We start from the raw sequence: 15526 nt of genomic DNA, 5'->3' as shown, positions 1-15526 counted from the left end.
AGGTGAATAATGAAAAAATCAGACACAATCCAAAAAGTGTATCCGCTCACTCCCATGCAGGAAGGGATGCTCTTTCATTCAATCATGGATCCTGATTCGAGTGCCTATCATAACCTGTTGCAAGCAAAGATTTGCGGGCAGCTCGATGTCAGCCTTTTCGAACAAAGCTTTAACCAATTAATCGCAGAAAACGATATTTTGCGTACAGCTTTCGTACATCAAAATCTTCAGCGCCCAAGGCAGGTCGTTTTAAGTAAAAGAACGATTCAGCTTCACTTCGAACAAATCGCTCATCTGGATGAAAGGGAGCAGCGGATCTACATCTCGTCTTTTATCAGCGAACGGAATGCCGGCCGTTACAACCTGGCCAAAGATATACCGATGCACATTGCTGTATTCCAAACGGCTGAACAGGAATATCAGTTCATCTGGAGCCACCATCATATCTTGATGGACGGGTGGGGACTTGGCATTGTTATCAACCGGCTGTTTCAAATCTATGAGGCTTTGAAGCATGACAAGACGCTGACTCAGGACGCAGTATATCCTTTTAGCGATTATATCAAGTGGCTGGAAAAGCAGGATAAAGACGAATCGCTGGCCTATTGGCAAACGTATCTGGACGGCTACGAGCAATCCGCTCATATACCTAAGGCATCCACACCTGAGAACAGTTTGTATCAAAAGCAAGAGATCAGCTTCGTTATAGACGAAACGACGACGGGGAGGATCGCACAGCTTGCAAGCAGCTGCCAGACGACGGTAAACACCGTTTTCCAAACGATTTGGGGCCTGCTTTTAAGCAAATATAACCATACGAACGATGTTGTGTTTGGCTCCGTCGTTTCCGGACGCCCCTCGCAGGTGAAGGGCATAGAGAAAATGGTCGGATTATTTATTAACACCATTCCGATACGCATTTCCTATAAAAATGAGCAATCGTTTGGCAGCCTGCTTGCCGAAGCTCAGCGCAATGCGCTGGCTTCGGAGGCCAATCATTTCGTTCCTTTGTACGAAATTCAGAGCCAGAATGGACACAAACAGGATTTATTCGATCATATCCTTATTTTTGAAAACTATCCGGTTGCCAAAGAACTGCAAAATAACGGTTGGGAGGGGGCGCTGGGCTTCGCTATCAACGATGTGCATGTCGAGGAACAGACCAATTATCCTTTGAATATCGTTGTGGCTCCGGGCGCTGAACTTTTGATCAAGCTTAGCTTTAATGCAGCTGTTTATGCGGCGGAATGGATAAACAGCATCGAAGGGCACATGAAGCAAATCATCGCTCAGGTCGTTGCCGATCCGCACGTGCTGCCCAAGCATATTCAAATCGTAACGGAGCAAGAGAAACAGCAAATTCTCTACTCTTTTAATGATACGGAAATCCGTTATCCGCAGGACCAAGAGCAAACGCTCCATGCGCTGTTTGAGCAGCAGGCGGAGAAAACACCGGATCAAACGGCTATTGTTTGCGGAGATTTGAGCATGACGTACCGAGAGCTTAACGAAAGAGCCAACAGACTCGCGCGGGTATTAAAAGAAAAAGGCGTAGGCAAGAACCGAATGGTTGCCATCATGACGGAACGTTCCTTAGAAATGCCTGTTGGTCTGCTCGCCATTCTGAAGGCCGGCGGAGCCTATGTGCCTTGCGATCCGGAGTACCCCGTTGATCGGATCCGCTATTTGCTTGAAGATAGCGGAGCGCAGCTCCTGTTGAGCAAAAAGGATTTGATGTATAAGGTCGAGGGGAGGCATTGCGAGTTCCTGGATCTGCAAGACGAGACGAATTTCGCTGCCGATGCTTCCAATCTTACGGGAACAAGCGGGCCAGCAGACTTGGCTTATATGATCTACACATCAGGAACGACCGGTCAGCCGAAGGGGGTTATGATCGAACACGCAAGCATCATGAATACGATCCGTTGGAGAAAAGAGGAATATGGATTCGGTACGGATGATCGTGTATTGCTGTTCTTATCATTTTCGTTCGATGCCTTTGTCAGCAGCTTTTTTGCTCCGATTGCATCCGGTTCGACGGTTGTATTAGCGATTGATGAGGAAGCGAAAGATCCGCTGGCGCTGAAGAAACGAATCTCTTCCTTGCAGATTACCCATTTTAGCTGCGTCCCAAGTTTGTATGCTGCGATTTTGGATTCGATGGAAGTCGAGGAAGCTTCATCGCTGAAAGCTGTAACTCTCGGCGGAGAGAGCATTTCGCCTTATTTGCTGGAGAAAACGAAGAGAATCATTCCAGGAGTGGAAATCGTCAACGAGTACGGCCCGACGGAAAACAGCGTCATTTCCACCGTAAGCCGAAATCTTATGCATGGAGAGCCGGTAACGATCGGTCATCCGATCGCTAACTCGCAGGCGTACATCGTGGATCACCATCATCAACTTCTGCCAATTGGGGTCAAGGGTGAATTATGTGTAGCGGGAGCAGGGCTGGCCAGAGGGTATTGGAGCAGAGAAACGCTCACCTTAGAAAAATTCATCGACAATCCCTTCCTTCCAGGCACGAAAATGTACAAAACAGGCGATCTGGCCAAGTGGCTGCCGAATGGTAACATCGAATTTATCGATCGTATCGATCATCAGGTTAAAATTCGCGGCTATCGCATCGAGCTCGGAGAAATAGAAGCAGCGATTCTGGGGCATCGCCGAGTGAAAGAAGCTGTCGTGCTTGTCGTCGAAGACGGTGGAGGAGAAAAAGCGCTTGCTGTGTATTATACACTCGAAACGGAGGCAGCAGCATCTGAGCTTAAAGATGACCTACTGCAGGAGCTTCCGGCCTATATGGTGCCTTCCTACTTTATACCGATGGAACGCCTGCCGCTTACGCCAAACGGCAAAATTGACCGCAAAGCGCTGCCGAAACCGGAAGGGGAATTGAAATCCGCTGCCGTATATGAAGCGCCGGCTAATCTTACTGAAACGAATCTGCTGCCGCTATGGCAAGAGATTTTAAAGACGGAGCATATCGGCGTCACCGACAATTTTTTCGAAAACGGCGGCCATTCTTTGAAGGCTATGATGCTCATTTCGAAAATTCACAAGGAACTGAAAGTGGAAGTACCGATCAAGGTACTGTTCGACAGGCCGACGATAAGGCAGATTGCCAAGTATATTCAAGGCGCTGACGAACAAGTTTACGCAGCTATCCGATCTACGGAGCAGCGTGATTATTATCCGGTATCCTCCGCGCAGAAACGGATGTTCGTGCTGAATCGTCTTGACCCTGACGGTACCAGCTCCAATATGCCAGGGGCCATGCTGCTGGAAGGACCACTCGATGTAGAAAGGTTCCGCGGAGCATTCCAAGCTCTAGTGGTGCGGCACGATACGCTGCGTACTTCATTTGATACGGTAGACGGGGAGCCTGTGCAAATCGTGCATCCGCAGGTTGAGCTGCGAATTCGTGTAAAAGAAGCGAACGAAGAGGATGCTGCTGGGATGTTGAACGACTTCATACGCCCGTTTGATTTAAGCAAGGCGCCACTGCTGCGCGTGGAGTTAATCCGGTTCGCTGCAGAACGCCACCTCTTCTTGTTCGATCTTCATCATATTATTTCCGACGGTACCTCGATGGGTCTCATCGTCAAGGAATTCATGCTCCTGTATCAAGGGAACCAATTGCCGGAGCTTACGATCCAGTATAAAGATTTTTCCGTTTGGCAGCACGAATGGTTCGGATCCGAAGTGATGAAACGGCAGATGACCTTCTGGGTCGAGATGTTTGGCGGGGATGTTCCTGTTCTTGAGATCCCAACGGATTATCCGAGACCGCCGTTGCAGAGCTTTGAGGGAGATAAGGTCATCGTCCATACCGGCAAAGAGCTGCAGGAGGCGCTTAGACGTCTCGCATCTGAATCGGGTACTACACTGTTTATGGTCATGTTGGCAGCCTATAATGTGCTGCTTGCCAAATATACCGGACAGGAAGATATCGTCGTCGGGACGCCGATTGCAGGCAGATCCAACCCCGATCTGCAATCGATCATCGGCATGTTCGTGGGTACGCTGGCACTTCGTAATCGAGCAGACGGCAAACTTTCGTTTGCTGAGTTTTTGGCACAAGTCAAGACGAACATGCTTCATATTTACGATAATCAGGATTATCCGTTCGAAGCGCTGGTTGAGCAGGTTGATGTGCGCAGAGACATGAGCCGCAATCCGCTGTTCGATACGATGTTTGTCCTGCAAAACATTGAGCTTGAAGCCATGGAGTTGGACGGATTGTCAATATCGCCAAGCATACTAGACAATCCTATCGCGAAGTTCGATTTGACGATTGAGGCGAGAGAAGAAGAAGAGGGAATCGAGCTTTGCTTCGTTTATAGGACCAAGTTGTTCAAGCAGGAAACCGTTCAGTGTATGGCCGATCATTTTCTGAATATTTTACATACTGCTATTGCTAACCCATACCAGACGATTTCTCACATGGATATGCTGAGTGAGGCGGAGAAGAGACATTTACTGGTCGAGAGGAGCGACACCGCTGCCCAGTATCCGGAAGCAATGACACTGCACGAACTTTTCGAGGTACAGGCTGCAAAATGGCCGGATCGCATCGCGGTCGTATTTGGCGGGGATCGGATGACCTACCGCGAGTTGAATGAGCGAGCCAACCAGCTTGCCCGGGAAATGCGTAGTCTCAGCGTACTGCCTGACGATAGGGTAGGTCTGCTCGTTGAGCGGTCGCTCGATATGATAGTGGGCATACTCGCTACGTTGAAGGCCGGCGGCGTCTATGTGCCGCTCGATCCGGATTACCCACAGGAACGATTGCAATTTATGCTGGACGACAGCGGAGCCCGCGTACTGCTGACCCTGCCTCAACTGACTGGTAAAGTGCCGTTTAATGGGACGGTGCTTGATATGGGTGATCCAGCGCTATACAGCGGAGACGGCTCGAACCTGGAGTCAGTGAATCAGCCTGAGGATATGGCATACATCATATATACGTCCGGTACGACTGGCCAACCGAAGGGTGTCATGATCGAACACCGCAATGTCGTTCGTCTGATGCTGAACGACAAGATGAAGTTCGATTTTACCGATCGCGACGTGTGGACGGTGTTCCATTCCTTCTGCTTCGATTTCTCCGTTTGGGAAATGTACGGCGCTTTGCTGTACGGCGGCACCTGTGTCGTTGTGCCAAAAGCGGTGGCACAGAATCCGAAGGAGTTCGCACAGCTGCTGCGCCAAGAGGGTGTAACTGTGCTGAACCAGACGCCGACCGCGTTCTACGCGCTGATTCATGAGGTGCTTGGACGACAGGACAACGACCTGCAGATCCGCTATGTCATCTTCGGGGGCGAGGCGCTGAATCCGATCATGCTGAAGCCATGGAAGGCGAAGTACCCGCAGACACAGCTGATTAATATGTACGGCATTACAGAAACGACCGTTCACGTGACTTATAAAGAAATAACGGAACAAGACATGGAGTCGAGCTTAAGCAACATCGGCCGGCCGATTCCGACACTGACAAGCTACATCTTTGATAGCGAGCAGCGTCTCGTTCCGATTGGCGTCATGGGAGAGCTGTATGTGGGCGGAGAAGGCGTAGCACGCGGGTACTTGAATCGCGAGGAGTTGACGGCTGAGCGGTTCATTGCGAATCCCTACAATCCGGAGGAAAGGCTGTACAGGTCGGGTGATCTAGCCAGATTATTGCGTAGCGGAGAAATGGAATATTTGGGCCGGATCGACCACCAGGTCAAAATCCGCGGGCATCGGATCGAGCTGGGGGAAATCGAGACGCAGCTCTTGAAGCACGAGGCGATTCGCGAGGCCGTCGTGATGGCGATGGACGATGAGCAGGGGCAAAAGTTCCTTTGCGCGTACCTGCTGTTGGATCAGGATCTGACCGTGACTGAGCTGAGGGCACATGCATCAGAGGATCTGCCGGCATACATGATCCCATCGCATTTTGTAAGGCTCCCGCACATGCCTATGACGTCTAACGGCAAGGTTGACCGGAAGGCGCTGCCGAAGCCGGAGGGTGGGCTGAAGACAGGTGCCGAGTACATAGCGCCTCGAAACGAGTTGGAAGAAAAGCTAGTGCACATCTGGCAGGAAGTGCTGGGATCGGAACGGATCGGTATACGTGACAATTTCTTCGATCTCGGCGGCGATTCGATTAAGGGCATACAAGTAGCCTCGCGTTTGTTCAATCACGGGCTGCAACTTGAGATGAAAGATCTGTTCCGATACCCATCGATCGAAGAGCTGAGTGGCTTAGTTGCGCTGGTCAAGCGCCAAATCAGTCAAGAGACAGTAACGGGTGAAGTCGGTTTGACACCGATTCAGCAATGGTTTTTCGATCAGCGGTTTGCAAACCAGCATCACTGGAATCAATCTGTCATGCTGCATAAGACTGACGGATTCGATTCGCTGGCTTTGGAGAAGGCGCTGCGGGATCTTGTCCAGCATCATGATGCGCTTCGTATGGTTTACGACGAGAGGGACGGGCGGATCGTCCAATTCAATCGAGGCTTAGAAGGCGAGATTTACGGATTCGAACGGTTCGATTTCACGGATGATTCTGACACAGAAGTACGCATTGCATCGGAAGCAAATCACATTCAACAAAGCTTCGACCTGAGTCAAGGTCCTCTACTGAAAGCTGCTCTATTCCAAACAACTGAAGGTGATCACCTGCTGCTTGCCGCTCACCATTTAATCGTTGACGGTATCTCATGGCGCATCCTGTTTGAAGATTTGGCGACAAGTTATTCGCAGGCCCTTGCAGGCGAAGACACCGCACTTCAGGAAAAAACGGATTCGTTCCAATATTGGTCTCAGCGGTTAACGGCCTACGCGGAAAGCAAGGAATTACTGCAGGAAATTGATTACTGGAAACAATTAGAAAATATATCAGTTGGCTCATTGTATAAAGATTTTGCGGTTGAAACCTGTACATTAGGCGAAAGTGCAACGGCAGAAATGGCGCTTACAGGGGAACAGACCCAACATTTACTTAAGCATATTCACCACGCCTACCATACAGAAATGAACGACATTCTGTTAACCGCTCTTGGATTGGCGGTTCAGGAGTGGGGTCAGAGCGACCGTATTGCTGTTCAACTCGAAGGCCACGGGCGCGAAGAGATGATGGAAGACGTCAACATTTCCCGGACAGTCGGCTGGTTTACCTCCATGTATCCGATCGTGCTTGACCTGACGGATGGTGATGATTTATCAACGGGGATCAAGTCGGTGAAAGAGACACTTAGACACGTTCCCAACAAGGGAATCGGCTATGACATTCTTAAATATTTGACACCGGAAGACAAACGGTCCGGGCTGCAATTTAAGTTAAAGCCGGAGATCTGTTTCAATTATCTCGGTCAATTCGATGCTAATCTCGTACATGATGCATTCGGTCCTTCCCCGTATGACATGGGAGAACCGATTAATCCAAATTCCCACCGCATGTATCCAATCATCATGAACGGAATGATAGCAAACGGCGAGATGAGCTTCCGATTTTCGTATAGCCCGAAGCAGTATGAGGAGTCCACTATGCAATGTTTATCCGCTGCCTTCAAATATCATCTGCTCCGCATCATCGATCACTGTATGAACAAAGAGGAAAGCGAGCGGACCGCGAGTGATTTCAGCTCCAAAGGACTGACTACGGACGACGTCGATGATATCTTCGAATTGCTTGGTGAAAAGCTGTAATCATGCCGACATGCGCGAATGGAGCGCGATAGCAAATGCTTACGAAGCAAGTTTCCTAATGTAAATTCTAAGGAGAGAAGCCGCTGTATGAGCCAATTTAAAAAAGAACACGTCCAAGACATGTATTTTTTATCCCCGATGCAGGAAGGGATGCTGTTTCATTACTTGCTCGAGCAGGGCCAATCGAACGCGTACTTCGAACAAATGTCTATCCGCGTAAGAGGGACGCTCGATATTGGCTTGTTTTCGGTCAGCTTAAACCGAATCGCTCAGCGGTATGACGTATTTCGTACCGTGTTCCTTTATGAAAAAGTGAAACGTCCCGTGCAAGTGGTGCTGAAAGAGCGACAGATTCAGGTCCATTTCGAAAATGTCACCAGTTTGCCTGAGCAGGAACGTGGGCTATTTGTAGAGCGGTTTAAACAGGAAGATCTGGGGCGGGGGTTCGATCTGTCCAAGGACATGATGATGCGTGTCTCCGTCATTCAGACAGGTGAGTCCGAATATCAAATCTTTTGGAGCCACCATCACATTCTGATGGACGGATGGTGCCTCGGTATCATCGTCGGCGAACTTTTCCAAATCTATGCCTCCTTGCGGGAACAAGCACCGAACAAGTTGGAAAGGACGTATCCATACAGCGACTACATCAAATGGCTGGAACGACAGGACAAGGAAGAAGCGAAACGCTTTTGGGCAGAGGCGCTTTCCGGATACGATCAACTGGCTTCAGTGCCGCAGAAGACAGCTGCCGCCACGGATATTGCCATGCGCGGATATAAGCAGGAAGAGCTGACGATTGGGTTCGATGAGAAGCTGACTGCGAAGTTGCAGCAGTTGGCAAGCAAGCATCAGGTAACGTTGAACACGGTGTTTCAGACAATCTGGGGCATCGTGCTGCAAAGGTACAGTCACGCCAATGATGTCGTATTTGGTTCCGTCGTTTCCGGGCGGCCGTCGCAGGTTGTTGGCATTGAGAAAATGGTCGGTTTGTTCATTAATACGATTCCGGTACGCGTAAAATCGTCCCCGGATCAATCATTCGCGGATGTGCTGCAAAGTGTGCAGCTGGGTGCGCTGGCTGCAGAATCGTACACCTACTTGCCGCTTGCTGAGGTTCAGACGCAAAGCGTGCTTAAGAGTAATCTGTTCGATCATATTCTCGTTTTCGAAAACTATCCAGTGGAAGAGTCGGTTCAAAATGGATCCCTTGAAAGCCAATTAGGATTTGAAGCAACGGATGTGAGCATGACCGAGCAGACGAGCTACGATTTGAACTTGTTGGTTATGCCAGGCCGAGAGCTGGCGGTGCGCCTGAACTATAACGCGAACGTGTACGACACGCAATTTCTGCGGAGCATCGAAGGGCATCTAAACACCATCGCATGTACGATCGTGGAACATCCGGAGCTGCGCCTGCAGGATCTTGTGATGGTCACTGATGAAGAGAAGCAGCTTCTTCTGCAGCTAAACGACACGAGGGAAGAAGTTCCAAGCCATTTGACGATTCATCGTATGTTTGAGGAGCAGGCGGAGAAAACGCCGGATCGGGTGGCCGTTGTATTTGGGGAACGGCAGTTGACGTACCGTGAACTGAACGAAAGGGCCAACCGATTAGCCAGAACGCTTCAAGGCAAAAACGTTGGAGCGGATCATGCTGTCGGGATTATGGTGGAACGTTCGCCGGATTTGGTCATCGGTATTCTGGCGATTCTGAAGGCGGGAGGCGCTTATGTGCCGATCGATCCGGAGCTGCCAGAAGAACGCGTGGGCTATATGCTTCACAACAGCGGTGCATCCATTTTACTAACACAAAGCCATTTACACGGAAAAGTAGCTTTTGGCGGGGAAATCATCGATATTACGAGCGATGATGTATATGACTCGGAGGGAAGCAACTTAGAGCTAACCAGCAGCGCTGACCAGCTATTCTATATCATTTATACGTCAGGTACGACAGGCAAGCCGAAAGGTGTCATGCTTGAGCATCGCAATATGGTCAACCTGCTTCACCATGTTTTCCGCCACGACAAAGTCAATTACGGCAGTACCGTTCTGCAGTACACAACGATGAGCTTCGACGTGTGCTATCAGGAGATTTTTTCTACATTGTGTTCGGGAGGGAAATTATATCTGATCGACGGAGATACGAAGCGAGAGGTCAACAAGCTGCTTCACTTGATTGAAGAGGAGCAAATTGAAGTCTTGTTCCTCCCGGTCTCCTTCTTGAAATTTATATTTAATGAGCAAGAATACGCCATCAGGTTTCCGTCCTGTGTACGACATATCATTACTGCCGGCGAGCAGCTTGTGGTCACGAATCAGCTTCGTTCCTTTTTGCAAAAAAATGATGTGTATCTCCATAACCATTACGGACCATCGGAGACTCATGTCGTCACTATCTTTCAGATGGAGCCAAACGGAGACATTCCTGAGCTGCCTTCGATTGGACGGCCGATTGCGAACAACGGCATCTATATTTTGAATGACGGACTGCAGCTTCAACCGTTCGGCGCACCGGGAGAATTATTTATTGCCGGCGATAATGTGGGGCGTGGTTACAGAAACAACGACGAGCTGACTGCGGAAAAGTTTATGGAAAATCCATATCGCAACGGCGAGCGTATGTATCGAACGGGCGATTTGGCACGGTGGAAGCCGGACGGCAATCTTGAGTTTCTCGGCCGTATCGACCATCAGGTGAAAATCCGTGGGCACCGTATTGAGCTTGGTGAAATCGAATCACAGCTGCTGAATCATCCTTCGGTGATGGCTGCAGCTGTGTTGGACCGCAAAGATGCGCAGAGCGGAACCTATTTATGCGCCTATTATGTGTCAGATAGACCGCTCCATTCGCTAGAGCTGCGGGCATATTTGCTTAAAGAACTGCCGGAATACATGATTCCGTCGTTTTTTATGGAGTTGGGAAAGCTGCCTGTGACACCTAACGGCAAAACGGACCGTCGCGCGCTGCCTGAGCCAGATGGGGAATTCGTGTCGGGTACGGAGTACGTACCGCCGACAAATGTCGTGGAAGAAGCGATTATCGCGATTTGGCAGGAAGTGCTGGGGATTGCCCGCATCGGCATTCATGACAATTTCTTCAGTCTCGGCGGACATTCGCTGAAGGCCATGACGCTAATGTCGCGCTTGAACAAGCATTTCGGCGTCAACATCCCGCTGCGCGAGCTGTTTGAATCGCCTACGGCGGAAGGGTTGGCACGCAAGATCCGCGAGGCGGAGGAGGATGTCAGGAAAGCGATCCAACCAGCGGGTAAAAAGCCGTATTATCCGGTTTCTTCCGCACAAAAACGGATGTTTGTGCTGCAGGATTTGGATGACGCAGGCACCGGCTACAATATGCCCGGCGTGTTCATCATCGAAGGCGTGTTAGATCGCGACCAGTTCGAGGGAGCGTTCCAGCGCCTCATTCTGCGGCACGAAGCGCTGCGCACCTCCTTTGAGTTGATCGAAGGGGAGCCGGTTCAGAAGATTCATGAGAACGTCGATTTCACTGTAGAGTTCTCACGACTGTCTGAAGGCGCCGAGGATATGGCCGCAGAAAACAAAGTCATTGAACGCATGGTCGAACGTTTTATGCGTCCGTTCGATCTGCAAAAGGCGCCATTGATCCGTGTGGCGCTCGTAGAGCTCCAGGAACGGCGGCATTTGTTCATGTACGACATGCATCATATTATCTCAGATGGCGTATCGATGTCCGTTATTGTGAAGGAGTTTGTACAGCTGTATGGCGGCGGTACTTTGCCTGAGCTGTCCATCCAATATAAAGACTATTCGGTTTGGCAGCAGGCTCAGATGGAGAGTGAATCACTGCGCAAGCAAGAAGCGTTCTGGTTGGATTCGTTTGCTGGCGAGCTGCCGCAGCTGGAGCTCCCGTCAGACTTCCCTCGTCCTGCGGTTCAGAGCTTCGAGGGTGACCATATACGTTTTGAGGCTGATACTGAATTGCTCGGCTCATTGAAACGTTTGGCTGCGGATAACGGGTCAACGCTGTACATGGTTTTGTTTACCGCTTATAATGTGCTGCTTTCCAAGTATTCCGGACAGGAAGATATCGTTGTAGGAACGCCGACGGCGGGCCGTTCCCAGGCTGACTTGGAGAACGTCGTTGGGATGTTCGTCGGTACGCTGGCGCTTCGAAGCCGTCCTGAAGGCAAGAAAACATTCCGCACCTTCTTGGCGGAAGTAAAGGACTATGCCCTTCAAGCATTTGAAGCGCAGGAGTATCCGTTTGATACGCTGCTGGATCGGTTGAATATTCGGCGCGATCCCGGCCGCAATCCTCTGTTCGATACGATGTTCAGCATGCAGAGCATGGATCCTGGACTAGGCCAAGAGGGCGGAGCAGGCTTTGGGGGATTGACCTTTACGCCGCACGTGTGGCAAAGCGGCATCGCCAAATTCGATCTGACATTGGAAGTGCGGGAGGGAGCGGGAAATCTAGAGTTCCAGCTGGACTACAGCACGAATTTGTTTGCGATGGAGACAGCGGAGCGGATGGCGCGCCATTTCGTATGCTTGTTAGAAAATATCTCATTAGTGCCAGATCAACCGCTGGCTGAGTTAAGCATGGTACCTGATGAAGAAGCGTGGCAAATCATCCAAGAGTTCAACAATACGAGATCTGATTATCCGAACAGTGAGACGATCGCGACGCAGTTTGAGAAGCAGGCCGCGCTAACGCCGGATCATCCGGCTGTCGTTTATGAAGACAAACAACTCACTTATCGAGAACTGAACGAGCGGGCGAATCTACTTGCAACCGAACTGAGGAATCAGGGTGTTGGCGCAGGCAAGGTCGTTGGCCTTTTGGCGGATCGTTCGATTGAGCTGATGATCGGCCTGATGGGCATTCTGAAGGCGGGTGGCGCTTATTTGCTGCTTGACCTAGAGATGCCTGCGGAACGAATCCGATTTATGCTCGAAGATAGTGGCGCTCACATCGTATTGGCGCAACGGAAATTGTACTGGATGGCACAGGCGGCACTCGCTGATCATGTGATCGACCTCGATGATGACGCATTGTATGCGGATAGCGGAGTTAACGAGAACTTGCTGTCACTGGGAGGACCGCGCGATCTAGCCTATGTAATCTACACTTCCGGCTCCACAGGCAAGCCGAAAGGCGTTCTTATCGAACAGCGCAGCGTCGTACGGCTGGTGAAGGAGACGAACTACGTCCAGTGGAGCGAAGACGAACGCATTCTGCAGACAGGCGCGCTTGGCTTCGATGCCGTTACGTTTGAGATCTTTGGCGCGTTGCTGAATGGAGGTACGCTGTATCTAGCGGATAAGAACGTTGTTCTAGATAGCGATAAACTCGGCGCGTTTATCGCCGCAAATCGAATCACGACCATGTGGCTTACTTCACCGCTTTTCAACCAGCTATCGCAGGAGAATGCGGAATTGTTCACGGGTGTGCGACAGCTGCTAGTCGGCGGAGACGCGCTGTCGCCGAGCCACATTAATCACGTGCGCTACATGTGTCCGGGTCTGCGTTTGATTAATGGCTATGGTCCAACGGAGAACACAACGTTCTCCACGACATTCTCGATCGAACGGGATTTCGAAGGAAGCATTCCGATTGGACGGCCGATCAGCAATTCCACAGCGTACATCGTGAACAAGTACAACCAACTTCAGCCGATCGGCGTGCCGGGCGAGCTGTGCGTCGGCGGTGATGGCGTGGCGCGAGGGTACGCGAACCGTCCAGAACTAACGGCCGAGACCTTCGTTCCGAACCCATTCAAAGTGGGAGAGACAATGTACCGCACTGGCGACCTGGCGAAATGGATGCCGGACGGGACGATTGAATATAGAGGCCGCATCGATCAGCAGGTGAAGATCCGGGGGTACCGGATTGAGTTGGGCGAGATCGAGACGGAGCTAATGAAGCATCCTGTTATGAAGGATGCCGTAGTGATCGCACGTGAGGATGCGAATGGGCAGAAGTTCTTATGCGCCTACATCGTGGCGGAGCAGGAGCTGGGTGCGCCGGAAGTAAAGGCGTTTCTATCGCAGGAGCTGCCATCCTACATGGTGCCGGCGTACGTGGTGCAGATGGAGAAGCTGCCGCTTACCGCTAACGGCAAAATCGATCGCCGCGAGCTGCCTGAGCCGGAAGGCGGCTTGGGACTAGGCGCAGCGTATGCAGCGCCGCGCAATGAGACGGAAGAGCGGATCTGCGTCATCTGGCAGGACGTACTCGGAGTGCCGCAGGTCGGTATCCGCGATGATTTCTTCCAGCTCGGCGGCCACTCGCTGAAGGCGATGACGCTGCTGGCGCGGATCAAGCAGCAGCTTCAAGTGAATGTGCCGCTGCGGATGCTGTTCGAGTCGCCAACGGTAGAGGCGCTTGCCCAGCATATCGCACAAGCCGATAGGGAAACATATGCGGCGATTAAGTCGGTGGAGCCGCGAGACTATTACCCGGTTTCCTCCGCCCAGAAGCGGATGTTTATCATGAGCCAATTTACAGGCTCGGGCACGAGCTATAACATTCCAGGCGTCATGTTCATCGAGGGCGAATTGGATCTGGAGAGATTCGAGCAAACGTTCCGGCGCTTGGTCGCCCGGCATGAATCACTTCGGACGACATTCGCGACGGCCCACGGCGAAGCGGTGCAAATCGTAAATAAGGAAGTTGATTTTCAGATTGAGTACGCCAGAAGCACAGAGGACGGGCTGGAATCCATCGTTACGGAGTTTGTACAGCCATTCAATCTGCAAAAGGCGCCGCTGCTGAGAGTCAAGCTCGTACATGTAAGTGTTCAGCGCTATTTACTGCTGTTTGATATGCACCACATTGTATCCGACGGTGTATCGATGGGCATTTTGTTGAATGAATTTGCTCGTCTATACCAAGGAGATGATCTGCCTGAATTAGCGGTTCATTATAAAGATTTCGCCGTTTGGCAGAACAGCATGCTCTCATCCGAATCGATGCGTATCCATGAAGCGTACTGGCTTGAGACGTTCTCCGGCGATATTCCGGTGTTGGCGCTGCCGACCGACTATCCGAGACCTGCCGTGCAAAGTTTTGAAGGGGATGCGGTCACCGTTAGGTTAGGTCAGCCATTGCACGATCAAATTCACAAGATAGCGTCCGATTATGGAGCCACACTTTACATGATTCTGCTTGCCGCTTATCAAGTACTGCTTTCCAAATACAGCGGGCAGACGGATGTAATCGTTGGAACACCGGTAGCAGGCAGGCCGCTTGCTGAAACGGAGAACATCCTAGGTATGTTCGTTAATACGCTGGCGATACGCAGTCAGCCGGAAGGCGGCAAAACGTTCGCGCAGTTTTTGGAGGAAGTGAAGCGAAGTTCATTGCTTGCTCTGGAACACCAGCATTACCCGCTTGAGATGCTTATTGATCAATTGGAGCTGCGCAGGGATTTAAGCCGAAATCCGCTATTCGATACGGTCTTCAGTGTGCAGAACCAGGAAGTGAAGGCTTCGGAGTTTGCTGGTCTTAGTTTTGAGCCTTACCACAGGGCAAACAAAATCGCCCAGTTCGACTTGTCTGTCAAAGCGATCGAGGATGAGAGTGAAATTGTGCTCCATGCGGAATACGGTATCCAATTGTTTAATAAAGAGACGATTGAACGGATAATGACCGATTATCAAGCGTTACTGCAGCAGGTTACGGAAAATCCGGACATTTTGTTGAGAGAGATTCTACTTACGCACTACGACAAGCTGGAAAATGTGTTGGATGGGGCAGTGGAGTTTCTATTTTAGCCATAGCAAAAACTCAGCTAATGCTTACGAAGTCAGTTTTCCTATGGAAAACTCAGCTAATGCT

The 15526-nt window shown here is 50.7% G+C and carries 2 protein-coding genes; both read left to right on the top strand.

The window, feature by feature from the left end:
- The first annotated feature begins 9 nt into the window (after window positions 1–9).
- Complete coding sequence (locus AC58UU_RS05790) at window positions 10–7695, top strand: amino acid adenylation domain-containing protein (RefSeq protein WP_497313814.1); 7686 nt, start codon at window positions 10–12, stop codon at window positions 7693–7695.
- Window positions 7696–7782: 87 nt separating this feature from the next.
- Entirely contained in the window at window positions 7783–15462 is a 7680-nt protein-coding gene (locus tag AC58UU_RS05785) for an amino acid adenylation domain-containing protein (RefSeq protein ID WP_497313812.1), read from the top strand.
- The last annotated feature ends 64 nt before the right edge of the window (window positions 15463–15526 follow it).

The sequence above is a fragment of the Paenibacillus sp. JT22N1 genome, assembly GCF_059692155.1.
This window is presented reverse-complemented; position numbering and strand designations above follow the sequence as displayed.